28 protein-coding genes are annotated in these 22,729 nt (G+C 59.4%); 20 read left to right on the top strand and 8 right to left on the bottom strand.

The genetic code is table 11. From position 1 onward, the window contains the following. Nucleotides 1-9: 9 nt before the first annotated feature. A complete protein-coding gene (locus RUI03_RS12420; RefSeq protein ID WP_317287788.1) occupies nucleotides 10-984 on the bottom strand; it encodes a flagellar hook-length control protein FliK in 975 nt (324 codons plus the stop codon). Between the two features lie 200 nt (nucleotides 985-1,184). Here RUI03_RS12420 and RUI03_RS12415 point away from each other — a divergent pair, with 200 nt between their 5' ends. From RUI03_RS12415 to RUI03_RS12360, 12 genes are all read left to right on the top strand, one after another. Beyond that, nucleotides 1,185-1,463: a hypothetical protein gene (locus RUI03_RS12415; protein ID WP_317287787.1), complete on the top strand. Its 279-nt coding sequence runs from the start codon at nucleotides 1,185-1,187 to the stop codon at nucleotides 1,461-1,463. Between the two features lie 44 nt (nucleotides 1,464-1,507). Continuing rightward, nucleotides 1,508-1,822: a hypothetical protein gene (locus tag RUI03_RS12410; RefSeq protein WP_317287786.1), complete on the top strand. Its 315-nt coding sequence runs from the start codon at nucleotides 1,508-1,510 to the stop codon at nucleotides 1,820-1,822. A 126-nt stretch (nucleotides 1,823-1,948) separates the two neighbouring features. Then, nucleotides 1,949-3,163, top strand: coding sequence for a flagellin (locus RUI03_RS12405; RefSeq protein ID WP_317287785.1), 1,215 nt, complete (start codon nucleotides 1,949-1,951; stop codon nucleotides 3,161-3,163). A gap of 65 nt (nucleotides 3,164-3,228) precedes the next feature. Beyond that, entirely contained in the window at nucleotides 3,229-3,594 is a 366-nt protein-coding gene (gene flaF, locus RUI03_RS12400) for a flagellar biosynthesis regulator FlaF (RefSeq protein ID WP_317287784.1), read from the top strand. A gap of 16 nt (nucleotides 3,595-3,610) precedes the next feature. After that, a complete protein-coding gene (locus RUI03_RS12395) occupies nucleotides 3,611-4,033 on the top strand; it encodes a flagellar biosynthesis repressor FlbT (RefSeq protein ID WP_317287783.1) in 423 nt (140 codons plus the stop codon). A gap of 50 nt (nucleotides 4,034-4,083) precedes the next feature. Further along, nucleotides 4,084-4,401 carry a hypothetical protein gene (locus RUI03_RS12390; RefSeq protein ID WP_317287782.1) on the top strand — a complete coding sequence of 106 codons (318 nt, stop codon included), beginning with the start codon at nucleotides 4,084-4,086 and terminating at the stop codon, nucleotides 4,399-4,401. Between the two features lie 2 nt (nucleotides 4,402-4,403). Then, nucleotides 4,404-4,784 carry a flagellar basal body rod C-terminal domain-containing protein gene (locus tag RUI03_RS12385; RefSeq protein WP_317287781.1) on the top strand — a complete coding sequence of 127 codons (381 nt, stop codon included), beginning with the start codon at nucleotides 4,404-4,406 and terminating at the stop codon, nucleotides 4,782-4,784. Nucleotides 4,785-4,792: 8 nt separating this feature from the next. Then, entirely contained in the window at nucleotides 4,793-5,065 is a 273-nt protein-coding gene (locus RUI03_RS12380; protein ID WP_317287780.1) for a flagellar hook-basal body complex protein FliE, read from the top strand. 58 nt (nucleotides 5,066-5,123) lie between these two features. Then, nucleotides 5,124-5,330 (top strand): flagellar biosynthetic protein FliQ, encoded by a 207-nt coding sequence (locus RUI03_RS12375; RefSeq protein ID WP_410795874.1) that lies wholly within the window; start codon nucleotides 5,124-5,126, stop codon nucleotides 5,328-5,330. 25 nt (nucleotides 5,331-5,355) lie between these two features. Next, entirely contained in the window at nucleotides 5,356-7,425 is a 2,070-nt protein-coding gene (locus RUI03_RS12370) for a flagellar biosynthesis protein FlhA (protein WP_317287778.1), read from the top strand. Beyond that, nucleotides 7,422-8,204 carry a flagellar biosynthetic protein FliR gene (locus RUI03_RS12365; RefSeq protein ID WP_317287777.1) on the top strand — a complete coding sequence of 261 codons (783 nt, stop codon included), beginning with the start codon at nucleotides 7,422-7,424 and terminating at the stop codon, nucleotides 8,202-8,204. Before RUI03_RS12370 ends, RUI03_RS12365 begins: the two co-directional genes overlap by 4 nt. Beyond that, a complete protein-coding gene (locus RUI03_RS12360) occupies nucleotides 8,201-9,286 on the top strand; it encodes a flagellar biosynthesis protein FlhB (RefSeq protein WP_317287776.1) in 1,086 nt (361 codons plus the stop codon). Before RUI03_RS12365 ends, RUI03_RS12360 begins: the two co-directional genes overlap by 4 nt. Here RUI03_RS12360 and RUI03_RS12355 read toward each other — a convergent pair. After that, nucleotides 9,262-10,116, bottom strand: a complete 855-nt coding sequence (locus RUI03_RS12355; RefSeq protein ID WP_317287775.1) for a FliM/FliN family flagellar motor C-terminal domain-containing protein — start codon at nucleotides 10,114-10,116, stop codon at nucleotides 9,262-9,264. The genes RUI03_RS12360 and RUI03_RS12355 overlap by 25 nt on opposite strands. On the opposite strand from RUI03_RS12355, the gene RUI03_RS12350 reads away from it, so the two are divergent. From RUI03_RS12350 to RUI03_RS12330, 5 genes are read left to right on the top strand one after another with little or no spacing between them, the layout of a single operon-like run. Continuing rightward, on the top strand, nucleotides 10,115-11,014 hold the full coding sequence (locus RUI03_RS12350; RefSeq protein ID WP_317287774.1) for a flagellar motor protein MotB: 900 nt from the start codon (nucleotides 10,115-10,117) through the stop codon (nucleotides 11,012-11,014). The genes RUI03_RS12355 and RUI03_RS12350 overlap by 2 nt on opposite strands. 48 nt (nucleotides 11,015-11,062) lie before the next feature. Continuing rightward, the gene (locus RUI03_RS12345) at nucleotides 11,063-12,373 is read left to right on the top strand and encodes a flagellar hook-basal body complex protein (protein ID WP_317287773.1); all 1,311 of its coding nucleotides are present in this window, start codon (nucleotides 11,063-11,065) and stop codon (nucleotides 12,371-12,373) included. Between the two features lie 20 nt (nucleotides 12,374-12,393). After that, nucleotides 12,394-13,818: a flagellar hook-associated protein FlgK gene (gene flgK / locus RUI03_RS12340; RefSeq protein ID WP_317287772.1), complete on the top strand. Its 1,425-nt coding sequence runs from the start codon at nucleotides 12,394-12,396 to the stop codon at nucleotides 13,816-13,818. 2 nt (nucleotides 13,819-13,820) lie between these two features. Beyond that, the gene (locus RUI03_RS12335; protein WP_317287771.1) at nucleotides 13,821-14,813 is read left to right on the top strand and encodes a flagellin; all 993 of its coding nucleotides are present in this window, start codon (nucleotides 13,821-13,823) and stop codon (nucleotides 14,811-14,813) included. A 16-nt stretch (nucleotides 14,814-14,829) separates the two neighbouring features. After that, nucleotides 14,830-15,918, top strand: a complete 1,089-nt coding sequence (locus tag RUI03_RS12330) for a flagellar basal body P-ring protein FlgI (protein WP_317287770.1) — start codon at nucleotides 14,830-14,832, stop codon at nucleotides 15,916-15,918. Between the two features lie 111 nt (nucleotides 15,919-16,029). On the opposite strand, the gene RUI03_RS12325 is transcribed toward RUI03_RS12330, so the two are convergent. From RUI03_RS12325 to fliF, 4 genes are read right to left on the bottom strand one after another with little or no spacing between them, the layout of a single operon-like run. Next, a complete protein-coding gene (locus RUI03_RS12325; RefSeq protein WP_317287769.1) occupies nucleotides 16,030-17,115 on the bottom strand; it encodes a FliG C-terminal domain-containing protein in 1,086 nt (361 codons plus the stop codon). Then, nucleotides 17,112-17,864, bottom strand: a complete 753-nt coding sequence (fliP, locus tag RUI03_RS12320; RefSeq protein ID WP_317287768.1) for a flagellar type III secretion system pore protein FliP — start codon at nucleotides 17,862-17,864, stop codon at nucleotides 17,112-17,114. Before fliP ends, RUI03_RS12325 begins: the two co-directional genes overlap by 4 nt. Then, on the bottom strand, nucleotides 17,861-18,139 hold the full coding sequence (locus RUI03_RS12315) for a FliM/FliN family flagellar motor switch protein (protein WP_317287767.1): 279 nt from the start codon (nucleotides 18,137-18,139) through the stop codon (nucleotides 17,861-17,863). The genes fliP and RUI03_RS12315 overlap by 4 nt, the downstream gene beginning before the upstream one ends. Beyond that, entirely contained in the window at nucleotides 18,136-19,620 is a 1,485-nt protein-coding gene (gene fliF, locus RUI03_RS12310) for a flagellar basal-body MS-ring/collar protein FliF (protein ID WP_317287766.1), read from the bottom strand. The genes RUI03_RS12315 and fliF overlap by 4 nt, the downstream gene beginning before the upstream one ends. Nucleotides 19,621-19,768: 148 nt before the next feature. On the opposite strand from fliF, the gene fliL reads away from it, so the two are divergent. The 3 genes from fliL to RUI03_RS12295 are packed head-to-tail and all read left to right on the top strand — an operon-like array spanning nucleotide 19,769 to nucleotide 21,373. After that, nucleotides 19,769-20,302 carry a flagellar basal body-associated FliL family protein gene (gene fliL, locus RUI03_RS12305; protein ID WP_317287765.1) on the top strand — a complete coding sequence of 178 codons (534 nt, stop codon included), beginning with the start codon at nucleotides 19,769-19,771 and terminating at the stop codon, nucleotides 20,300-20,302. Nucleotides 20,303-20,325: 23 nt separating this feature from the next. Further along, nucleotides 20,326-20,874 carry a hypothetical protein gene (locus RUI03_RS12300; protein WP_317287764.1) on the top strand — a complete coding sequence of 183 codons (549 nt, stop codon included), beginning with the start codon at nucleotides 20,326-20,328 and terminating at the stop codon, nucleotides 20,872-20,874. A gap of 1 nt (nucleotide 20,875) precedes the next feature. Next, nucleotides 20,876-21,373, top strand: coding sequence for a magnesium transporter MgtE N-terminal domain-containing protein (locus tag RUI03_RS12295; RefSeq protein ID WP_317287763.1), 498 nt, complete (start codon nucleotides 20,876-20,878; stop codon nucleotides 21,371-21,373). A 57-nt stretch (nucleotides 21,374-21,430) separates the two neighbouring features. Here the strand turns inward: RUI03_RS12295 and RUI03_RS12290 are convergent, their stop codons facing one another. Both RUI03_RS12290 and RUI03_RS12285 read right to left on the bottom strand, forming a co-directional pair. Then, nucleotides 21,431-21,961: a carboxymuconolactone decarboxylase family protein gene (locus RUI03_RS12290; protein ID WP_317287762.1), complete on the bottom strand. Its 531-nt coding sequence runs from the start codon at nucleotides 21,959-21,961 to the stop codon at nucleotides 21,431-21,433. A 199-nt stretch (nucleotides 21,962-22,160) separates the two neighbouring features. Continuing rightward, the gene (locus tag RUI03_RS12285; RefSeq protein ID WP_317287761.1) at nucleotides 22,161-22,706 is read right to left on the bottom strand and encodes a peroxiredoxin; all 546 of its coding nucleotides are present in this window, start codon (nucleotides 22,704-22,706) and stop codon (nucleotides 22,161-22,163) included. Nucleotides 22,707-22,729 lie beyond the last annotated feature (23 nt).

The raw sequence follows: 22,729 nt of genomic DNA, 5'->3' as shown, positions 1-22,729 counted from the left end.
GGCTCCTTGTTATAGGCGGATATCGAGCAGTCCATCATGGACTGAATAGTGGTGATCGGCCGTCAGCGGTGAGCGTAGCGCGGGATAATCTTCATGATCGTCCGCCCACCTATCGGTAAAAGACACAAGGTCGTCGGGGGCGGCCCCGGGGTGCCGCTCGGAAAAGTCGATCCGACTTTCGCCAAAACCGGCATCGGCCAGCTCTCTGGTCAGATCTGCAACATTTCTCCGCAGCAGTTGAAGTGTATCCGGCTCGGCGGCGCTGACGACGGCTCGCAAAATGCCATCATGGCCAAAGTCGAACTCGATCCGGACGCGGCCAAGATGTGGCGGGTCAAGGCGAAGGTCGAGATTACGTTCCTGTGGATGAGCCGCGATCGCGGCAACGACCTGTTGATGGGGTGGCGCAGGTTGCGCGGAAATCGTGGTTGTCATTGGCGAGGTCGTGACGACACCACTGCTTTCTGTACCAACAAATGGCGTGATCATCAGTGCCGCGTCGAGCACTACGGCAGGCGTCGTAGGGGGGCTTGCCACGGGACCAGGAGGCACCGTTGGCGCAGTCAACACGCTGCCCGGACGAATATCAGTGATTTTCTCTTGGGTCACGATTGCCGACCGACCGACGAGCGGCGGCTCGATGTCCGCTCGCGTGCTGGGCTGAGGCGTAGAAGATGCCGGCAGTCCCGTCTGAACAAGCCCGGCTGAAATCTTAGGAATGGGCGCCAGTCCACCGCTCGTCAGTGGCTGAATGGCGGGCTCGAGGGACTGGTGCGGGACGGCGATCGCGATGCGGTCTGACGTGGGGTCTGCTACCGGCTCTCCGCTGACGATCAGGTCGACAGCCTGTTTGTCCTTGATCGCCAAGGCGGCCATGCCCAGCCCGGTCGCGGGCTTGGTGCGAGGGGCGTCGGCTCGCTCAGCAAGATCGGCGACAGGCTGGAAGGCCTGGAAGAACCGGTCGGCGACGGATCTATCCGACATCGGAGCAAATAGTTGACCCGCAGGTGCTGCCTCGACCGGCAGGCCGAGAGCAGGGCGGTGTTCTGTCCCTTTGGTCGGCAAGGGGCCGAGGGGATGGGGAGGCAGTTGCTGTTCAATCATGCACGCATAAATTGCACAAACATATTTACCAAACCTTTACGGGCGGTCTTTAGGTCATTCTTCACGAAATGAGGTCGACCATGTCTATTCAGCCCATCCACTATCTTCAGTCGCCGGACCGGCAGTCTGGCGCAGATCCCGTTGCGGCAGCTGCGGAGGATCTGGCCATCACATTCATGGGGGAAATGCTCAAAGCGTCGGGCCTGACCAAGGCGCTGGGCGCTGAGGGCGCGATGGCGAGCGCGTTCAGCTCCACCATCATTACGCAGATTGCGGAGAATGTTGTCACAGGGTCCCCAGACCTAGCGCACTCTCTTTATCGGCAATTGTCCGGACCCCAAGGGGAGGCCACGTCATGAGCATTGAGAGCTTAGGACCGCTGGTCTCTCTTCTTGCGGATCGATTGGTCGTCGAGAACCGTTATTTAAGAGAGGGCCGCCTGCAGGAGGCGCTTGAAATCAGCGAAAGCCGTGTCGAACTGGTCGATAAACTGGAAAGTGTGATCGCCGTTGCGCCCGCCAAGCTGCCTGCAGCCATCCGTCCCCAGGCTGAGCGTCTCATCGCGCTGAACCAGGAAAATGCTGCCTTGCTACAAGGTGCGATCGCCGGCCAGAATGTTGCTAAGATGGCCAAGGCCGGCAAGGACGGTGCCGCTGGTTATGGGCCGGACGGATCAAAAATTTTCGCCGTGTCGGAAAAAAATGCTGTGCGCTTCTGATTTCGGCCGTCCATTTACACGACCTTAAGGGTTGCAACCATAAATTGCATCCAGCGCAATCGGAAATTGCGGCAGGACGGCCGGCCTCAGGAAGAGGAGCGGGCCTGACGGACAAGAGGATCAACCATGTCCAGCATTAACTTCAACCAGTCAGCCATCGTCGCATTGGACACGCTTCGCGACATCAACATGAACCTGCAGAAGACGCAGAACCTCATCTCGACCGGTAAAAAGGTCGCGACAGCGCGCGACAACGCCGCCGTGTGGGCCATTTCGACGGTCATGACCACAGACGTCGCCTCGTTCAAGGCGATTACTGACAGCCTCAATCTGGGGGCGGCGACCGTGGGTGTTGCCCGCTCGGCGTCTGAGCAGGTCACCAAGCTGATCCAGGAGATGAAGAGCCTGATCGTCTCTGCACAAGAGGAAAACGTTGACCGCGACAAGATCCAGCGGGATGTCGATGCGCTGTACAGTCAGGTCACTGACATTGTCGACGCTGCGCAGTTCAACGGTCTGAACCTGCTGAAGGGCAGTGACGATGTTCAGCTCCTGTCCTCGCTCAATCGCGCTGACGGCGCGGTGTCACCAGACCGGATCACGATCAACCGTGTCGACCTGACCAGTGAGCTTGGCACCGCCGGTGCCACCATCTCTTCTGCGCCAGGTGAGGTCACGACCAACCCGACCGGCTCTATTGATGGTGCGGGTACGGCCAACCTCGACGTCACCTTCACGGCAGGCCAGCTGACAGTTGGTGATACGCTGGAAATCTCGCTGACATCTGGTGGTCAGACCTATACGTTCACCGAAGTCGCATCGGCAGGTGACACGACGGCTGATGTGGTTGCCCGCATTCAGACCCAGGTGGATGAGGCCACGATCTTCCCGGCCAACATCACCATCGCGACAACCACTGTGGGTGACGACTCAACAGATACCGTGGTCAACATCGCGGCCTCCGGCACGACAACGGCAACCTTTACTGCAACGGCTGACACCGGTGCTGTGGGCGTTGGTGGTCTTGCGGGCCTTGCCACGCTGGATGTCACCACGACTGCCGGTGCCCAGGCCGCTCTGGATGCCGTAGAGTTGGCGCTGGACACGGCCGTCGATGCCGCTGCCTCTTTCGGCTCCGCGCAGATGCGGATCGATATCCAGAACGACTTCGTCCAGTCGCTCATCGACTCGATGGAAGCCGGTATCAGTGCGCTGACGGATGCCAATCTGGAAGAAGCGTCCGCCCGCCTTCAATCCCTGCAGGTCCAGCAGCAGCTGAACATTCAGGCGCTGACCATCGCCAACCAGTCGCCGCAGGCAATCCTGGCCTTGTTTCGATAGTCAAAATGCATGACCGGATGCGGCCCACGGGCCGCATCCTCTTTCATAAAAGCAGGGGTTAAAGGATGCACAGAACGGGCTATGCGACGATGCAGCGCGAGACGATTTCCGGGCGCGCGCTCGAGCGGGAAGTTTTTACACGGATCACGCGACGGCTGGAGGCTGCTATCGGGGAAGACCCTGTCGATACATTGGCGCTCTATATCGCGCTCCAGGACAACAAGCAGCTCTGGATGACTCTGGCGGTTGATCTAGCCAATCCCAACAATCACTGCCCCGATCAGCTGAAGGCCAGCCTGCTCAGCCTTGCCGCCTTCGTCGAGCAGCACACAAGGGTTGTCACAGACCAAAATGGGTCCGCCGACATTCTCGTGGAAATCAACCAGAATATCATCAGAGGACTGACTGCCGCAGACATGGAGGCTGCGTAGGGCGATGTCTGGACTGGTGCTGAACCTCAAGCCCTATGAGAAAATTTTCGTCGGTGGCGTTATCCTTCAAAATGGCGGCCGGCGGGGTGAGATACGGGTTATTGATCAGGAAGTCGGCGTCCTTCGCCTCTCGGATGCCCTGCATCCAGATGATGTGAACACGCCGCTGACCCGCGTCTACTATGCCGCTCAACTGTTGCTCGTGGGCGACGTCGATGAAGCAGAAGGCATCCAGAGGTTGCAGAGGTTAATGGATGAGGCGGTCCACGGCTTTGCCGGATTTTCCATCCACAGGGACGTGGAGAAGGCCGCCATCGCCGCCGAAAAGTCGCAATTCTACAAGGTTCTACGAATATTGCGACCGCTGCTCGCGATCGAAGCGGCACTGCTCCTGTCACTGCCCGACAAGGTCGATTTTAAGCGAGCTGTTAACGATTAATCAACCAAAGATTGAGTACGTTCAAGGTCTCTTAACCATGGAGACCGCCTATGCTGACCGATCTGTCGGTGCTCAAACTGTCCTCGACCATGACCCGCCACGCTGCGGCCGCGCATGCCGTCGTCGCAGACAACATCTCCCGCATTGATATTCCGGGTGCGACCGGGAAAGCCGTTCCGCGCTTTTCCGACGCGTTAGCTGATTTGAACCGCGGTGAGACCGTCGATATCCGCGATACACGGACAGCCATCTCGCTTGATCAGGAAATGATCAGTATGGCTAGCAACGCGGGACGTCATCAGGCGGCCGTCACGATCTGGTCAAAGACCCTCGAACTTGTCCGGCTTGCTGGCGGGGCGCCGAGGTAATCATGCAGATCGATTCTCTTCTGGGCTCGCTCAACGCGGCCGCGTCCGGCATGGAGGCGCAGTCCTTGCGTCTTCGTCTGGCGACTGAAAACCTGTCCAATGCTGACACGCCCGGTTATCAGCGTAAGTTGATTACCTTCCGCGTGGGGGAGGCGGGCGTCGAGCCGGGTCGCGTCAGTCTGGACCGGACCGAAGGAACGCTGCTCTTCGATCCGGCCCACCCGCTGGCAGATGCTGACGGTACGGTTGAACTCTCAAACGTCAATATGCTGATCGAAATGGCCGATGCCCGTGAGGCAGGCCGCAGTTACGACGCCAATCTGCAAGTCTTCACACAGGCCCGTCGTCTTTATGATGGGCTTCTGAGTGTTCTCAAGCGCTAGGAAAAATTATGTCCATTACACCTCTCAACGCTTTCGCTGCTTATGACAGTCTGGCCAAGGTCAAGGATGTTGAACCCGGTCCCCTGCTGCAGTCGACGGAAAACTTCGCCCGCATGTTCGATCAGGCCGACGAGGCCGCGGCCGGATTCGCCATCGGGCAATTCGATGCGCAAAGCGTCGTGGAAGCCTTATCGCAGGCTGAAATGGCGCTTCAGACGGCGGTGACGATACGTGACCGCGTCGTCGGTGCCTATCAGGAACTCCTCCGTATGCCGCTCTGATATGTCAGAGGGTGATATTCTTTCCCTCCTCAGGGAGGCACTGGCAACGGCAAGCCTGATGGCTATGCCGTTGCTGATTGCCGCGCTGGTGACCGGATTGGTGATCGGTCTTCTGCAGGCGCTGACGTCGATACAGGAAATGACGCTCACCTTCGTCCCGAAGATCGCGGTGATCATGGTGGTCTTCTGGGCGTCGGCCAGCATGCTGGCGCGCCTCGTTATCGGGTTCTTCGATGCACAGGTCATTGGGCTCATCGCGAGCTGACAGGTTGAATTAAGGGCAGGAACTTATGGATGGCGTTCTCAAGACACTGAGGCTGTCACCGACCATCGGCCTGGCTGTCGGGCTGATGGGCATTCTGATCATGATGATCCTGCCGGTGCCGCCCATGCTGCTGGACATCGGCCTGATGCTGTCCTTTGCCTTCGCTATCCTCATTTTCACGGTGACGCTGTTTGTTCAGCGCCCGCTCGATTTTTCATCATTTCCCGCGATCCTGCTGGTCTCGCTTCTGCTGCGGCTATCGCTCAATATTTCGTCGACCAAGCTGATCATCGGTGAGGGGCATACCGGTGCCGACGCCGCAGGCGGTGTCATCGAAGGCTTTGCCATGTTCATCATGGGCGGCAATCTGGGCCTTGGCCTGATCGTCTTCACCGTGCTGATCATCGTGAACTTCCTTGTCATTACGAAGGGCGCCGGGCGGATGGCGGAGGTGGGCGCACGCTTCGCGCTCGACGCCATGCCGGGCAAGCAAATGGCCATCGATGCGGATGTGGCCGCGGGTGCCATCAGCCATGAAGAGGCCAAACGCCTGAGGCAGCGGGAGCAGGAAGAGACCGCATTTCTCGGCTCGCTGGACGGCGCGTCGAAATTCGTCAAAGGCGATGCCATTGCCGGCCTTCTCATCACGCTTCTGAACCTTGTCGCCGGCATTGGTATCGGAATGGTCGTGCACGGTATTTCGTTCCAGGAGGCGCTGGAGAACTACTCGATTCTGACGGTCGGAGACGGCCTCGTCAGCCAGATCCCCGCCGTCATCATCTCGGTGGCCGCGGCTCTTCTGCTCTCCAAAGGGCGGGGCGAAGGGGCGGTCGACCATGCGCTTCTGAAGGAACTGGGAACAAAGCCGGAGGCCTTGGGCACAGTGGCCGTCGCCATGGTCATATTCGGCAGCTTTCCGGGCCTCCCCGTGGTGCCATTCTATTTGGGCGCCATCGGGCTTGGCTATCTCGCGTGGCGGGCATATCGCTATCGGCCGGCTGAGGAATCGCTGATTGAGGAGCCACTGGCCCTGCCAGAGAGCGATGAGCCGAGTTTCGGCGATCTGCTGGATATTGATGATATCCATGTGGAGCTGAGCTCTGATCTGGTCCGTACCGTGATCGAAGGTGAGTCCGGGTTGAATGGACGTGTCGAGAAAATAAGACGCTATGTGATCCAGGAATATGGCTTCATCATGCCGCCGGTTCGTGTGACCGATCGCCAGCAACTCCATACGGGCAGCTATGAGATCAAAGTGCACGGCGTGACGGTGGCGAGGAATGGTCTGCAGCCTGGCCGCTTCCTCGCCCTGATCGCCGAAAATGCGTATCCGGAGCTGAAAGGGGACAGCGTCAAGGAACCCGTCTATGGAGCCGCCGCCCGCTGGGTCGATCAGCGCGGCAAGGACAAGCTTATCCTGAATGGCGTCACCGTGGTTGACCCGGTCGAGGTCCTGTCGACCCATCTGCTGGAGACGGTCCAGGTGCAGTTTCCAAAACTGATGACCCGCCGCGCCATGAGGGCGATGATCGACGCTTTCACCAAACCTTCAGACGCCAAGCGGGCCGAGGCAAACCGCCGCCTGGTCGATGATCTGGTGCCGGAAAAAGTGCCGCACGATCTGCTGCAGCAGGTCTTGCGGGAGCTGTTGGCCGAGCGTGTCTCGGTTCGCAATCTGGCCCTCATTCTCGAGGCGATCGCGGAGGCGCGAAGTGCTGAGCAGAAGTTCGAAGGGATTGTGGAGCATGTCCGACGGCGGCTCGCATTCCAGTTTGTCAGTAAACTGGCCAGCCCTGATGGAAAACTGGCTGTGATCCAGCTGGGCGACCAGTGGGAAAAAGCGCTGCAGGTGCAGGGGGAGAATGATGATGGGCGCGCCCAGCTCCCCGGCCAGACACTCAGTCGCCTGATTGCTGATCTGCGCAAAACGGTCGACCAGGCGGCATCAGGCGGTACCTATCCGGTCATCGCCATCAATGCAGCGCGCCGACGGTTCCTGCGGTCCATCATGGCGTCGCACGGCATGACCAATCCGGTCTTTTCCTTTGATGAAATCGCTACGCATGCCACCCCCCAGATTGTGGGGACGGTGTGAGCGAGTGGCTGGACATGATTGGCCGTCTGGCTGCGGTCGCACCGGTGGTGGTGGTGCCATTCATGCTCATCTTCTCGCGGCTGTCTCTGCTCATTTTCATGCTACCGGGGATCGGCACGCGGATTATTCCGGTGAATGTCCGCGTCGTGGTTGCGCTGGCCATCACGCTCCTCCTTTTTCCAGTCATCGCCCCCCGGCTTAGTGCAACCGATCTGCCTCTTGTCGCCTTGATCGTGGGGGAGGTCTTTGTCGGTTTCGCGCTGGGCTTTTTTATCAGGGTTTCCATATTCGTCCTGAGCATGGCCGGTGCTGCGATCGCCCAAAGCCTCTCCCTCTCGCAAATATTCGGTGCTGGCATTTCTGAGGAGTCGAACACGACCGTATCTACCCTGCTGACCATGGCGGGGGCGGTTCTGTTTCTGACAATTGGTGCCCATATCACGATGATCGAAATCTTTGTGCGGAGTTATGAAAATCTGCCGCCGGGATTTATTTTCGCAAATGATGCGGTAGGGCTTATTGCGCGGAAGGCGCTCGCTGTCTGTGGCGATGGGCTTGCCTTTGCGCTCATGCTGTCAGCGCCCTTTCTTCTGCTCAATCTGGCCTACAACGTTCTGCTCGGTGTCCTGAACCGGGCGATGCCCCAACTGATGGTCACCTTTGTTGGCATGCCCGCCATTACGCTTTCAGGTCTCGTTCTGCTGCTTGTCGCTGTGTCCGGACTGCTGATGCGCTGGCGGAGTGAGCTGGAAGCTACGTTGCTGAGAATCCTGCCATGAGTGAAGATAGCGGCCTCGACAAATCGTTTGAGGCGTCGCCGGAGAAGCAACGAAAGGCGCGCAAGAAGGGAAATATTCCGCTGTCGACCGATGCGGCGGTCCTCGCATCCTATTTGGGGTTCCTGCTCGGAATGCTGGGCGCTGGTGGAGCGGCGCTGGGTCTGGCAAAGGCACTGGTGCCCATTTTCTGGCATCCCGAAGAGTTGGGTCAGTCGGTGTTGTCAGGATCCGCCGGGGGAGAGCTCCTGTTCCGTGAACCCCTCATGGCCGTCATGATGGTCATTGGCCCCGCCGCCATTGCTGTTGTCCTGGTACTGGTGGCACAACAGGGAATTGTCCTTGCCCCAACAAAACTCAAACCTGACCTGCGGCGTATCAATCCGGTAGAAGGTTTCAAGAAGCGCTACGGTGCTCAAGGCATGAGCGAGTTCCTGAAGTCCGGCCTGAAGATCATTTTCGTCGCGATCGTCGGCGGCCTGTACCTGTGGTTGCGGCAGGATCACTTCCTGTCTGCCTTCCAGCAGGAAGCAGGCATGTTTCCTGAGCTTATGCGACGTGAGGTGACAAATATCATCGGGCTCGCCTGTATCGTTGCGGCGATCATCGCTGCGCTTGACTTGCCGGCCAAGCGAATGGCGCATTCGCGCAAATTGAAGATGACCCGTCAGGAGGTGTCGGACGAGCACAAGGAGATGGAAGGCGATCCGCAACAGAAGCAGATGCGCCGACGCCGCGCGCAGGAATTCTCACAGGCAACGATGTTGCGCGCGACGGCGAAGGCCGATGTGGTCATCGTGAACCCGACTCACTATGCGGTGGCGCTGCAATGGGACCGACAGCCGACAAGCGTGCCGGTCTGCGTCGCCAAAGGTGTTGATCATCTGGCCCTGTCGCTGATTGACAGGGCGCGCCTCAGCGGCGTCCCGGTCCGGGAGGACCCGCCCTGTGCCCGGGCGCTTCACGCGACCGTGAAGGTGGGCGACGCCATTCGTGAAGAGCATTTTGCGGCTGTTGCTGCGGCCATCCGCTTTGCCGATGCCATTCGCCGGCCGACAGATCAGCGAATTGCTGATTCGATCTGAGAGAGACGAATCGCCTGACTGCCGCCCGATCGTCCGTGCTCCCCATGTGCCAGGGTGGTGGAGCGACGCCCCTGATTGATGATAAGGCTGAGCGCCTCCATGCTGGCGCCGGGCAGCGGGAGGACCGTGCCTTTCTTGAATGCGGCGACTATCCCCGGAGAGACATTCCAGCTGTCCAGAACAGCCGAAATCTCGACGTTCGCCGACCGCGCCGCGGCCACCATGGCATCCTGACGTGGCGGTGCTATGTCCGGATGTTCTGCGAAGCGCGGCTCATTGTTGGGCAGGCAGAGATCCAGGCTGATTGTCTGGTCACCAACGATAAGTTTGGTGGAAACGACCAGAAATGATCTGATGTCGGCGCGCCGGATATGTGGCCATTCATCAAGAATAGGCAGCTCATCGTTGAGAGCGATCGAAATGTTGAATGCTGATGAATAGGCGTTGAGAAGAGGCCGATAAAGGGCTCTCAGCATCAGGCCATCGAGCATCGTCGGATCATGGCCGATGTCATTCTGGTCACAGGCCCGCAAGAGAAGACGGGCCATGTGCATTGTGTCGCCGCGCGCAATATGCGCCTGGTAGCCGAGGTGCTCGTCGACGAGGAGAGGCAGGATCAGGCCCGGCTCCGGGGTGTCCTTGGCATATTGCTCAGTGCTCGACGCACGGAGCGTCAGATCGTCAATCGAAACAGCAGCGCCGAGAATATCAGACAGGGCTGCGAGGCTGTCCTCCGCGGCTTTCAGCCAGACGGGCTGCATGGCCATGACGGGCGCAGACAGGCCGCGTGTCATCTGGGTCATGCGTCTTTTGACAGACAGTTCGGTCATGGAAGCATCCTGGGACAAAAGTAAAGCATCCGGACAAATCAACCCAAGCGAGTTAAATTATCTTTTACACGCGGAGGTTATATCGCTTCAGAGCACGTTAATCTTTGGGTGTAGCACCATGTCCACACAGCCGATCATCATCAAACGCAAGCGCGGCGGGGAAGCTGCCGGCCATCACGGTGGTGCCTGGAAGGTGGCGTATGCGGACTTTGTCACCGCAATGATGGCGTTCTTCCTTCTCATGTGGCTCTTGAACGCGACGACGGAGGAGCAGCGCAAAGGCATCGCGGACTATTTCGACCCTGCTATTCCTATCAGCCCCATTTCCGGTGGCGGGAATGACATGCTGAACGGTGACAGCACCTATGCGACGGACTCCATGGCCTATGACAATCATGGCGGGGAGGCGGAGTCTCTGAATGACGAGGCCGACCTTATCGAGCGTATCGAAGCGGCGCTGAATGAAGCGCTGGATGATCAGCAAGCCAGTGTGACCCTATCCGACGAAGGCATAGTGGTGAATTTGCTGGAGACTGACGGGGCACCGCTCTTCGCGCTTGGCAACGCAGAACCGTCTGATCTTCTGGCCGAAGTCATGAGGGACATTACGCCGGTGCTCATGTCCAGTGGACGGCCAATCAAACTTGTTGGCCATACGGATGATCTGCCCTTCCGCAACGGTGCTCAATATACAAACTGGGAGTTGTCAGCTGACCGAGCCAATGCCGCCAGACGGCTCGCGCTTCAATTTGGTTTGCAGCAGGAGCAAATTTCAGAAGTCGTCGGGAAAGCTGACCGGCAGCCGCTCGTCGACGATCGGTCGTCTCCTGAGAATCGACGAATTTCAGTCATTATGCAGAACAAGCCAAATTTCAGCGGGCCGTTAGAAGCTCATTAACTAACGAGGAATACAACCAAAGATAGAAAAAGCGGAGATACACAACCCATGTCCATTTCCTCGTCCCTCAATGCCGGCGTGATGGGGCTGAACGTAAATTCAGCCCGCCTGGCCACCATTTCGAACAACGTCGCCAATGCGTCGACCTATGGCTACAAACGTGCTGAGGCCAGCTTTTCGAGCATGGTGCTGCAGCAGCGGCGAAATGCCTATGCGGCGGGCGGGGTTCGCGTGGACACCCAGAAGCTGGTCGATGAGCGCGGTGCGCTGATCTCAACCGGCAGCTCGATGGATATCGCTGTGGCCGGGCAGGGGCTGATCCCCGTGACAGACACGGCTGGCGTCTCTCAAGGGGCGGATGAGCGGCCATTGATGTTTACGCCCACAGGGGCGTTCGCAACGGACCAGAACGGGTTTCTGAGGACCCCGGGGGGACTGTTCCTCTTGGGCTGGCCCGCCGATGCCAATGGCGACATTGGTGGCGTGTCTCGCCGGACGGGCACAGACCTGCAGGCGGTGAATGTGGGCGTGAATCAATTCTCTGCCGAAGCCACCACTGAGATTACCATGGGGGTCAATCTACCCGCTCTCGCCACCGAAGATACGGGCACTGGCGATCCATATATCCTGCCGATCGAGTATTACGACAATCTTGGCAAGATACAGAGCATCACCGCGACCTTCACCCCTGTCCCGGCTGCCCCCGGCGCTGCAGCCACCAATCAGTGGACGGTCGATATTGTCGATGATGGTGCCGTGCCCCCCGTCAGCATTGGCACGTTGAACCTGACCTTTGCCGACACCCCCACCGCCGGCGGGACGATCCTGACGGCAGCGGCGGGCGGCGGTGCGAGCTATGACGATACAACCGGCCTGTTGTCCCTGAACCTGTCCAGCGGCCCGGCGACAATCGACATTGGCCGCCCTGGCGAAAGCGATGGCATCACGCAACTGTCGGCGAATTTCGCGCCATTCAATATTTCCAAGAATGGCGCTCCGATCGGGGATTTGCAGGCGATCGAAATCGATCCGCAGGGCCTTCTGGAAGCGGTTTATGACACGGGCTTCAGGCGGGTGCTGTATCAGATTCCAGTCGCCATGGTGCCCAATCTCAACGGCCTCAGTCCCACGGACGATCAGGCCTACCGGATCAGCCAGGAGAGCGGTGACTTTTATCTGTGGGATGCCGGCGAAGGCCCCGTGGGTGAGACGGCCGGCTATGCGCTGATGGAATCAACGACGGATATCGGGACCGAAATGACGGACCTTATCCGTACACAGCGCGCCTATGCGTCGAATGCCAAGATCATTCAGACAGTCGATGAAATGCTGCAGGAGACCACAAATCTCATCCGCTAGCGGAGAGATAGGAGATTGCCATGACGTTCACCAACGCCCTTTCAAACGCCATTTCCGGTATGAACGCTGCGACGACTGCCGTTCAGGTCCGTTCGCACAACATCGCCAATGCGACCACCGAAGGATATGCGCGCCGCGATGTCGCTCTCGCATCCCGCAAATATGGCGGCGTACAGATCCAGTCGATCGAACGCGCGGGCGATACATTTGCGCTCGCCAGCCGTCTGACGGCCGACGCCCGCAGCGCCAATCTGGGCCTGCGCGCCGAAACGCTCAGCCAGTTGAATCTCGCCTTTGGTGAACCCGGCGATGCCGACGGCCTGTTTGCGGCGGTCAGTCGGTTTTCATCAGCGATTGATGACCTGGCCCTGATGCCGGAGGCAGCATCCTTCCAGCAGGGGGCTGTGACTTCTGCAAAAGACCTTGTGCGAACAATCAACCGCCTTGGTGATGTCGTCACCTCCGTGAGGACGGATGCTGATGCCAATATCGCGGGCAGCGTCGCCGAGGTGAACAGTGCGCTCAAATCCCTCGAAACCCTTAATCGGCTGTCGGGGGAAAAAGAGCTCAATGGGCTGTCCGATATTGCCGAGCAGCGACAACAGCATATCAACATCATTTCACAGGCTCTCGACATTAAAGTCAGCCCGGGACGCGGCGGTCAGGTCCGGATCACAACGGCGGAAGGCGTCGTGCTGCTGGGTGAACGTGCACAGCAAATTGAGTTCCGGTCCGGCGGCATTGTTGCCCCTGGGCATTCCATGGCAAGTGGTCACCTTTCCGGGCTCAGCGTCAACGGTATCGATCTGACGCCAGGCGGCGGGCCGCAGGGGATCAGAAATGGCTCAATCGCCGGGCAGTTCGCTGTGCGTGATGAAATTGCTGTCGACTTTGGTACACGGATCGACACGTTTGCCGATGATCTTGTCGCCCGTTTTGCTGACGGTGCCGTAGACCCAACGCTGGCCCCCGGGGCGCAGGGTCTCTTTGTGGACACCGGCTCTGGTGCGGGCAGCGCTTCGCGCCTCTCCGTAAACGCGGCCGTCGATCCCGATCAGGGCGGCGCCCTCTGGCGCATGCGCGATGGTATTGGCGCAACTGTCCCGGGACCTTCAGCTGGTACCGGTGTGACCCAGGGGCTTCGCCTTGCCATCAGCAGTGCAAGACCGCTTGCCGCGGTGACTGATTCCCCTTCCAGCCTGGGATTGATTGATACGGTCGGCAGTCTCGCTTCGGTCATCGGCGGGCGGACCGTTGGGGCCGGCGCCATTGCGGCGGCCGCAGCGTCGACTGCGAATGGGCTGCGCGATGCAGATCTCGCCGCCACTGGTGTGAACACGGATCAGGAGCTTCAGAGCCTTCTCCTGATCGAACAAGCCTATGCCGCCAATGCGCGCGTCATCCAGGCCGTGAGTGATATGATGGCTCGCCTTCTGGAGATTTAGTTATGATACGCGCCCTTCCAGATCTTCTGTCTACCTCCCTGTTTTCGCGGGTCACATCTGAGCTGCGAAATGATCTCGACCGAGCGGCACTGGAAGCCGTCACCGGGACGAGATCGGATATCACCGCCGCAACGAACGGCCGCAATGGTCAGGTTCACCGTGCGCAGATGGCCATTGATCAGAGCCAGGCCACCCAGACCCGTCTTGCCTTGATCACCGGCCGTTACAACCAGTCGGCCGTGTCATTGCAGACCGTTCGCGAAGCCGTGAACAATAAAGGCGTTGAAGCCATGCAGGCGGCGACGGCAAATGACCGCGCAGGGCTTGTCGCCAGTGCCAATACGGCCAATTCCACCCTGGGTGTCATCTTCTCGGCACTGAATAACCGGTTCGACGGACGGGCGCTGTTTGCCGGCGATGCCGCCGCGACGGATGCGCTAGGTGATCTCGACACCATGAAAGCCGACATATCGGCGATCGTGACCGGCGCCGGGACGCCAGCCGACAAACGTGCTGCAATCGATGCCTATTTCGGACCCGGCGGAACGTTTGAGACGACAATCTATAAGGGCGGCAGCAATGATGCAGCGAAAGTGACCCTGCCCAACGGATACGATGTCCCCGCTCTTCAGCGTGCCGACAGCACGACGTTGCGAGACATGATGAAGGGCCTGACCATGGTCGCAAATGCGATCAAGCTGCCACCCCAGGATATCGTCGATTGGGTCCGTCAGGGGGCGGACCTTATTCGCTCTTCACAGGACGAACTGGCGATTGCAGAGGCCGAGCTTGGCGATTCGCTCAATCGCATTGATGAAGCGGCGGAAAAGGAAAAAGCGGACTATCGCATCGCGAGTGAAACTCTTGATCGGATCATTGGCAGGGACGCATTCGAGGCAGCGACAGAGACGCAGAATCTCGAAATTCGTCTTGAGGCGGCCTATACGCTCACGAGCCGGTTGGGGCGCTTGTCCCTGACGAATTATCTCAGATAGTATGAGAAAGATACTATTGTCGATTGCCAGCGGACTGGCTCTGATGGCCAGTCCCGCCTGGGCGCAGACCCAGGTACGGTTGAAGGACCTTGTCGACGTGGAGGGCGTTCGCGGGAACGATCTGATCGGCTATGGCCTCGTCATCGGGCTGAATGGGACCGGCGATACACTGCGCAATTCACCCTATACGGAGGAAGCGCTGGCCAGTCTGCTAGAGCGCCTCGGCGTGAACGTGCAGGATGAGCAGTTCCGGCCCGACAATGTGGCTGCGGTCATTGTCACCGGTGTTCTGCCGCCTTTTGCCCGACCGGGCAGCCGACTGGACATTCAGGTCTCATCGATAGGCGACGCTTCCAGTCTGCAGGGCGGGATGCTTGTGATGACGCCTCTTCTGGGGGCGGACAATGAGGTCTATGCCGTGGCGCAGGGACCTGTCGTGGTGAGCGGCTTTGGCGCTGGCGGGCAGGCTGCTGGCATACAGCAAGGCACTCCGACCTTGGCCACCGTGCCGGGCGGCGCCCGAATTGAGCGCTCCGTTCCCTTTGAATTCAGTGATATGAGTGTGATCCGGCTCGCTCTCCGCGATCCGGACTTCACGACCGCTCAGCGGATCGAGCAGGAACTGAACGGCCGGTTTCTGGATGCTCCTGCGCGGATGCTGGATTCCGGAACAGTAGAGCTTGATGCGCGAGCAACGGGAATGGCGCCGGCCTCCCTGATGGCGTCAATCGAGCGCATGCTGTTGACGCCCGATCAGAAGGCTCGGGTCGTGATTGATCAGCGGTCGGGCACCATTGTGCTGGGACAGGATGTCCGGATCGAACCCGTTGCCGTTGCCCAGGGGGCGTTGACGATCAAGGTGACCGAGCGGCCGATCGCCGTCCCAGCCGCCCCCTTTACCAATGCGGACACGGTTGTTGTTCCGCGAACGGAAATTGAGGTTGTCCAAGGGGGCGCGAATATCATCGGCATTGGTGGCGGTGCGACCTTGCGCGATCTGGTTGAGGGCCTGAATGCGCTGAACGTTGCGCCCCGGGACATGGTTGAGATACTCGAGGCGCTGAAAGCTGCGGGCGCCCTCCATGCTGAACTGATCCTGCAATAGGCAAGGCTCAGGCGGTCGACGGTCGTTTGATATTTGAGTTGCCCAGACAAAAGCCGAGCCCGCGGGGTCGGCTTTTTGGATGCTGAATTGATGATGAAGCCACTGTTCTCATCATTGCATCGTGAAGCGTCCCTCCTCAGCCCAGGACAGCAAGGTGGCAATCACCTCGGCTTGCGCGGCCTCACCCTCCGCCTCACTCGGCATGGGAAGAGCATTGATCCGCTCTCGGATCTGTTCGGCAAGGCGCTGCGAAATGTTGCCGTAGAGAAATTCTACCGTCTCCTTGGCATTCTCCGTTCCGAACCGCACAGCAATATGAAGCGTCGCTTCCTCCATCTCCCTGAACAGGATGGGGGCTGCATTGCGCGGCAGGCGTTCATGCAACGTACCAAATCGCAAAAGTCCCTGTTCAATAGCTTCGGCATGTTCCGCCGCCTGAGCCCGGAGCGGATCTAGTACGGTCTGCTGGCGGGATGCAGGGCAGCGGTTGAGAATCGCCGTCAGGCGGGGCAGGGGATCATATTGATCCGTGCTCACGTCGCCCTCTTCGGCGGTGCTGGCGTGCCTCCGTAGGGATTCCGTGATCGCGTCCATGACTGATTTTGCGACCGGTGCGCCCTGGGCAATCTGTGCTGTGACGGCAATGGCCTTTTCATTGCTCAGGGCACTCATGAGTTTGCCGCCCAAGTCTTCAGACAGCCGCCCGATGATAGCCGCGACAACCGATGCGCGTTCGTGCGACAAAAGCCGCGCCAGTATCGCCGGATCCATACTCTCCAGATAGTGGAAAACCTGCTCGGCCGTTGCACCCTCCGACAGGGAGCCGCCCTCTTCGCGACCATCCAAGCCGGTTCCGGCGGCCATCTCGCTGCTTTCAGCATCTGCCCGCGCAATAGCCTCTGCCAGACGGGCCGCCTCGCTCGCACCACCGTAGACTTTCGGGCTCTTGCTACGCACCTCGGTGATGAAGCTGGCAATCGTCTGCAGAAGGACGGGTTTTGGCACGTTCCGCATGCGTTCATAGGATGCGATGATCCGATCGATGGTGGCCGATGAATAGTGTTCGGTCAGCGACTTGGCCTGTTCGGGCTCCAGTAGCGACAGGATGACGGCGACGCGCTCTGTCGGCGACAATGTAACCGTTGAGGCGGGGGCGGCATCGCGCCGGCCCAGGCGGGCGGGAACCGATGAGCTCACTGCAGATATCCTCTCAAAAGGGCTTCGGTGAGTTTGACCCACCCGTCAGCCAGAACAAAGAATGCGAGTTTGAAGGGGAGGGACACGACTGCTGGTGGAACCATCATCATGCCCATGGCCATCAGGACTGACGCAACGACGAGGTCGATCACCAGAAAGGGCAGGAAGATCGCAAAGCCGATCTGAAAAGCCCGAGTGATCTCCGTGAGCATGAAGGAGGGGATGAGAAGGCGCATGGGGGCAGTCGCGCTGCTGTCGATGGTCATGTTGGCGGCGTCGGCCAGGCGCATCACCGTGTCCGGTTCCGTCCGTGTCAGCATGAAGGCGCGCAGCGGCTCGGACACAGCGACGAAACCTTCGACTTCGGTCATTCTGCCATCCAGATAAGGTTCGATACCGGCCTGCCACGCATCGGCGAAGACGGGCTGCATCACGAAAACGGTCAGGAACAGCGCAAGGCTGGTCAGCATCATGGCCGGCGGTGCATGCTGCAGACCGATCGCCTGTCGCAGGAATGAGAAGACGATGGCCATGAAGGGAAAGCAGGTGACCATCATCGCCAGTCCTGGCGCGAGACTGAGGACCGTTACCGACAGAAAGAGCGGGATGAGGGCACCGCGAAGTGATGTCGAGCCCTCAAGAAAGGCCGCCAGCTCCTCCGTACCCGTCCCGGTCTGGGCGTGCGCCATCCCGATCAGTGATCCGACAATCGCGAGGGGTAGCAGTGCGTATCGCCGAAACTGGGTCATGACGCCTCGGGCTGGCTCATTTCTGTCAGGCGCACGGCAAGGCCGTTGCCATCTTCTGCTTCGATCAGATCGCCTCGTGCGATTACCCGGTCCTCGATGCAGATCTCAACAGGATCATCGATGCGGGCATCCAGCACGATCAGGCTCCCTTCCTGGAGGGCCATCAGATCACTGACCGTTCGCCTGGCCGTCCCGACGCGAATGACAAGCGTCAGGGGCAGCCCCTGAAGTGCGGGGGGCAGGGCGTCATCTCCCTTGATTGTAGGTTGGCTCATGCGGCTTCATCCTCCTCTAGCCAAGCATTCAACAGTGCGGCCGCGGCGTCGGGTTCCTCGTCGGAGGTGACGCGCAGCATGGTAATCGGATCATCAATCATCAGTGTGCCGCCCGCTGCACTGGCGGCCGCACCGGATGAGCCCTGAGTGAGGATGGGCTTGACGACGAACAGCCCCAAAACAAGTGCAACGATACCCAGAAAGGCCAACTGGCCGACCTGCCAGAGCTTCGATTCCATGCCGGCAATCGGGTTGGTCGCGCTGTCGGCTTCCACAAGATCGGTCGTGGCGGGCTGGTCGAAATTCAGCGACTGGACGGTGACGCGGTCGCCCCGTGCCGGATCGACGCCGGCGGCAACCTCTACCAGCTCCTGCAATGCGGCGAGTTCCTCGGCCGTCCGGGGCTCAGGATCGGCCCCGTCCTCGGCGGCTGGTACACCATCGATGAGCACAGCGATGGTCAATCTCTCGATCTGGCCCGGCAGGCGCTCGACCGTGCGATCGCGCGTTGTCATGGCATAGGAGACTTCTTCGCGGCTCTCGGTCCGCTCTGCGTTGGACTCGCCTGCCGCAACGTCCCCGTCGGGAAGTTCGCTGGCCACGGTCACATTCTTATCGGTGCCCGATTCCGTTTCTCGGCTTTCGCTGGTTGTCCGGTTGGTAACGACAGCGGTATCCGGATCAATGATCTGTTCACTGATGGCCTCACGTTCACGGCTCAGCCTCATGGCGACGGAGACGCGCGCCCGGCCTCGGCCCACTCGGGCTTCAAGAAGGCGGGTGAGTTCCTGTTCAAGGGACCGCGCCCGCTTGTCCTCGTCCATGCTGGCGGCCGCGGCTGCATCACCGCCACTGTCGGACAGAAGACCCATCTGCGTTTCGACGACGGCAACGCTGTCGGGCCGCAGGTTGGATACGGACAGCGCTACCAGATGCTGAATGGCTTTGACCTGCGACGAGGACAGGCCCCCCGGCGCCGTGACGGTGACCGACGCTGTGCGCGGTGTTCGGTTGTGCGAAAATGCGGTTCGTTCGTCCGCACCGATGTGAACTCTTGCGGCGCGCACCCCCGGAATAGTCAGAATGGTGCGGGTCAGTTCCCCTTCCTTGGCGCGCCAGTAGGCGGCGGTGAACATGTCAGACGTGGTTGAGAAGCCGCTGAGTTCATCGAGCAGTTCGTATCCAGCGACTGACTGCTTGGGCAGCCCCTCCCGTGCCAGGGTCAGACGGAGGCGATCCCGCTCTGGCGCCTCGACATAGATCCGTTCACCGTCAATTTCATAAATGACGTTTTCTGCATCAAGTGTGGTGACGATCTCTGCGGCGGCCCCTGCATCCACACCTGCATAGAGAAGCGCCATGGGCGGCTTGGACGCGGTTTGAACCAGCGCACTCATCGCCAGCAGAACGGCCCCGATCGCGCCGGCCGCCATCAGCTTCTTCGTGAGGGAGAGGGATTTGAGGGTATCAAGAAACGCCATGGACTGCCCCGGAAAGAATTAACGCGCCATCAGCATTAATGGCCGAACCGTTAACAGAGCCTTTACCTGTGGTTGTAAAAAGAAGAATATACGATCAGGGATTGTGGATATTCTGTCTGGAATCGGGAGCGTTCAAGGAGGGTTATGAATGGCAGAAGAAGCAGAGGCTGATGCCCAGCCCGCAAAAAAGGGGGGCGGCCTGTTGGCCATGATCCTGCCGGCGGTCATCGCTGGCGGCGTGGCCTTCGGCATTTCCTATGTTGATCCTTTCGGCGATGCCGCCTCGGGCGGCGCTGCGGCTGAGTTGCATGACGGTGGCGGGGCATCAACGGAAAAGGACGGCCACGGTAAAAAGAAAAAGGGAGATGCCCATGGCGGTGATTCAGTTCTCCTGACGCTTGAGCCGATTGTGGTGTCGCTGACCCAGACGGGGGGCAGTGCTCGCCGCCCGCCCAGATTGCGCGCAGCGATCGCGGTGGAAGGGCACATGGAAGACACAGAGGAAGTGGCGCTGCGCCTGCGTGATGCCTTCACATCGGCAATTCGAGACGTACCACCCCAGACACTTGGTGGGCCGGGTGGACTTGAGGCCCTGCGCCAACGACTGATGGACGAAGCGACGGCCCTGTTCGGTGAAGGGGTCGTGTCCTCTGTTCTGATTACTGACTTTCTGATGACCTGACGCAAGACAAGGGGGGCATACCCATGACGCCAATCGATGTGACACTCGACCTGTTGCTGGTAATGATTTCAGGGGCGGCGATGCTTTATTGCTGGCAGCTCAATCGACGATTGAGATCATTGCAGGATTTGAAGGGCGGCCTTGGCGCCGCTATTGTCAACCTCAGTGACGCAATCAACGCCTCCAAACAGGCGGCGAGTGAGATTGCCAGTTCCGCTCGGACCGCGGTCGACGACCTGAATGAAACGCTGGAGAGCGTGGCCACCTATCGGCAGCAGGCAGAGGATATTCTGGGTACGCTTGACGGGCAGGTGCACCAGGCCAAGGAAAAGATTTCACAGTCAATCAAATCGTCAGAAGACGTTGCGGATCGGCTTGCGAGCCTGACGGATAAATCCCAGATCCAGCTTCGCGCGCTTTCCAAGGGTGTGGAGATCGCCAACAAGGTGAATTCCCTGACCAGGATGACGACCCTGAACCGCGTCCGCAATTCAGCCACACCGCGCACGCTGAATGGCGATGATGTGGCCGATGCCAATAATCCGTTCCTGCGGGCGGTTGGGAGCGAATAGAATGCAGAAAGCTCGGATACTCCCTGTTCTGATGGTCCTCTTTTCCATCAGTGTGGCTGCAAGAGCGGGGGAGAAGGTTGTGCAACTGGACGACCTGCTGTCTCAGACGCCGCCGCCCCCGCCTGTGAAACTGGACGTCAATCAGACATTTGACGAGCTCGATGAATGGGAGCGGGGGCTCTATGAGCGCGAGAAGGAAATGGAAGCGCAAAGATTGGCGGCGGAGCGCGCAGCCGCTGAGACCGCCCGAAAGGCGGAAGAACTCGCAGAGAGGGAGCGGCAGCTTGAGCACCAGAAGGTCAGTATCCGGAAGCTCTCCCAGCTTTACAGCGCGATGGAAACGGATCGGGCCGCCGCAACACTTGCCCGTCTGCCGCAGGAGCGGTCAGCGGCGATCCTGCTGGCGATGGCGCCGGACCGTGCGGGACCCATCCTTGGCGCCATGCCTATCGATCTTGCACAGAAGATTGCGGACGAGATGGTGAAGTTCGATCCATAAAAAAATGCGCCCAATTGCCCGGGCGCACTTTTTATATGGCAGGGGTCAGACGATGGCTCAGGCGAGCGCTGCTTCGCTGTCGAGCGCCACGGAGGCGGCGCGGACCACGGCGGCGATACGCACTGCAGTCTGAACCATCTCACTGGTCATGCCGCCTTTTCTGACGACGCCTTCATGGCTGTCGACGCACATGCCGCAACCATTGATCGCTGAGACGGCGAGACACCACAGCTCGAAATCGAGCTTGTCGACGCCGGGATTAGCAATCACCTGCATCCGCAGCTTGGCGGGCATCGTTGCGTAATTCTTGTCGCTGACCATGTGGGTGAAACGATAATAGACATTGTTCATGCCCATGATGGTCGCTGCCGCTTTGGCGGCTTGGATGCCTTCTGGAGACAGCTTTCCGGCCACTTCATCAGCGATCGGTTTGATGATCGCCGGATTGTGGGTCGCAATGGCACAGGACAGGAACGTGCCCCATTTCTGCTGGTCATTCAGGACTGTTTCGCCAGCGAGGCTGCCAAGGTTCAAACGGATATCCTTGGCATAGTCGGGAAGGTGTTCGCGCAAAGCGTCGATCGACATGATGTTCTCCTAAGAAAAGCCACAGGCCGTAGATCCGATGCCATTGGACATCAGGGGATGAGGCCAGAATAAAAATGAGGGAAGGTGGAAACGCTGGGAGTTGCACTTTGAAGGGCAATGGGAGGGGTGCAACCCCCAGCGTTTCTAGTCGGATCTGCCGGAATGGGATGGCAGCAGATCGTCAGGCGTTACAGCCGCTTTAGAGGGTGTCCCCGCCAACGGGGCGGTTGCAGGGGCACAGCTCGTCAGTCTGTAATGCATCTACAACTCGCAGCGTGTCCTGTGGGTTCCGGCCCACCGACAAATTATTTACATAAACGTGCTGGATGACATTGTGCGGGTCGACGACGAATGTCGCACGCAGCGCAACGCCTTCTGGCGAGCGGATTCCAAGGCCATCGACGAGCGAACCGGTGCTGTCAGCGAACTGCCAGGCTGGGTGTTTGTCGAGATCCGGATGGTCGCGGCGCCATGCGAGTTTACAGAATTCGTTGTCCGTTGAACCGCCCATGACGATCGTGTCACGGTCTTCGAATTCTTTGGCGAGACGGCCGAACTCGGCAATCTCAGTTGGGCAGACAAATGTGAAGTCTTTCGGGTAGAAATAGATGACCTTCCATTTGCCCTCGAAGCTGTCCTGGGTCAGGTCCTCGAACGCGCTCTCGCCGCCTTCTTCGATCTGGTTGAAGCCGGGCTTCACGCCGACGACTTTGAAGTCAGGCAGTTTATCGCCAATACCGAGCATAGGAATCTCCATCAAAAATCAGT

Origin of the sequence: Parvularcula sp. LCG005, from assembly GCF_032930845.1 — a bacterium.
GTDB lineage: Bacteria > Pseudomonadota > Alphaproteobacteria > Caulobacterales > Parvularculaceae > Parvularcula.
Note: the sequence above shows the minus strand (reverse complement) of the source record. Positions and strands in the feature narration are given on the sequence as shown.

Coding starts and splice junctions, on each gene's coding strand:
- RUI03_RS12420 (WP_317287788.1), bottom strand. CDS start 984: ATGTCGGATAGATCCGTCGCCGACCGGTTCTTCCAGGCCTTCCAGCCT.
- RUI03_RS12415 (WP_317287787.1), top strand. CDS start 1,185: ATGTCTATTCAGCCCATCCACTATCTTCAGTCGCCGGACCGGCAGTCT.
- RUI03_RS12405 (WP_317287785.1), top strand. CDS start 1,949: ATGTCCAGCATTAACTTCAACCAGTCAGCCATCGTCGCATTGGACACG.
- flaF (WP_317287784.1), top strand. CDS start 3,229: ATGCACAGAACGGGCTATGCGACGATGCAGCGCGAGACGATTTCCGGG.
- RUI03_RS12390 (WP_317287782.1), top strand. CDS start 4,084: ATGCTGACCGATCTGTCGGTGCTCAAACTGTCCTCGACCATGACCCGC.
- RUI03_RS12385 (WP_317287781.1), top strand. CDS start 4,404: ATGCAGATCGATTCTCTTCTGGGCTCGCTCAACGCGGCCGCGTCCGGC.
- RUI03_RS12380 (WP_317287780.1), top strand. CDS start 4,793: ATGTCCATTACACCTCTCAACGCTTTCGCTGCTTATGACAGTCTGGCC.
- RUI03_RS12375 (WP_410795874.1), top strand. CDS start 5,124: ATGGCTATGCCGTTGCTGATTGCCGCGCTGGTGACCGGATTGGTGATC.
- RUI03_RS12370 (WP_317287778.1), top strand. CDS start 5,356: ATGGATGGCGTTCTCAAGACACTGAGGCTGTCACCGACCATCGGCCTG.
- RUI03_RS12360 (WP_317287776.1), top strand. CDS start 8,201: ATGAGTGAAGATAGCGGCCTCGACAAATCGTTTGAGGCGTCGCCGGAG.
- RUI03_RS12350 (WP_317287774.1), top strand. CDS start 10,115: ATGGAAGCATCCTGGGACAAAAGTAAAGCATCCGGACAAATCAACCCA.
- RUI03_RS12355 (WP_317287775.1), bottom strand. CDS start 10,116: ATGACCGAACTGTCTGTCAAAAGACGCATGACCCAGATGACACGCGGC.
- RUI03_RS12345 (WP_317287773.1), top strand. CDS start 11,063: ATGTCCATTTCCTCGTCCCTCAATGCCGGCGTGATGGGGCTGAACGTA.
- flgK (WP_317287772.1), top strand. CDS start 12,394: ATGACGTTCACCAACGCCCTTTCAAACGCCATTTCCGGTATGAACGCT.
- RUI03_RS12335 (WP_317287771.1), top strand. CDS start 13,821: ATGATACGCGCCCTTCCAGATCTTCTGTCTACCTCCCTGTTTTCGCGG.
- fliP (WP_317287768.1), bottom strand. CDS start 17,864: ATGACCCAGTTTCGGCGATACGCACTGCTACCCCTCGCGATTGTCGGA.
- RUI03_RS12315 (WP_317287767.1), bottom strand. CDS start 18,139: ATGAGCCAACCTACAATCAAGGGAGATGACGCCCTGCCCCCCGCACTT.
- fliF (WP_317287766.1), bottom strand. CDS start 19,620: ATGGCGTTTCTTGATACCCTCAAATCCCTCTCCCTCACGAAGAAGCTG.
- fliL (WP_317287765.1), top strand. CDS start 19,769: ATGGCAGAAGAAGCAGAGGCTGATGCCCAGCCCGCAAAAAAGGGGGGC.
- RUI03_RS12300 (WP_317287764.1), top strand. CDS start 20,326: ATGACGCCAATCGATGTGACACTCGACCTGTTGCTGGTAATGATTTCA.
- RUI03_RS12295 (WP_317287763.1), top strand. CDS start 20,876: ATGCAGAAAGCTCGGATACTCCCTGTTCTGATGGTCCTCTTTTCCATC.
- RUI03_RS12290 (WP_317287762.1), bottom strand. CDS start 21,961: ATGTCGATCGACGCTTTGCGCGAACACCTTCCCGACTATGCCAAGGAT.
- RUI03_RS12285 (WP_317287761.1), bottom strand. CDS start 22,706: ATGCTCGGTATTGGCGATAAACTGCCTGACTTCAAAGTCGTCGGCGTG.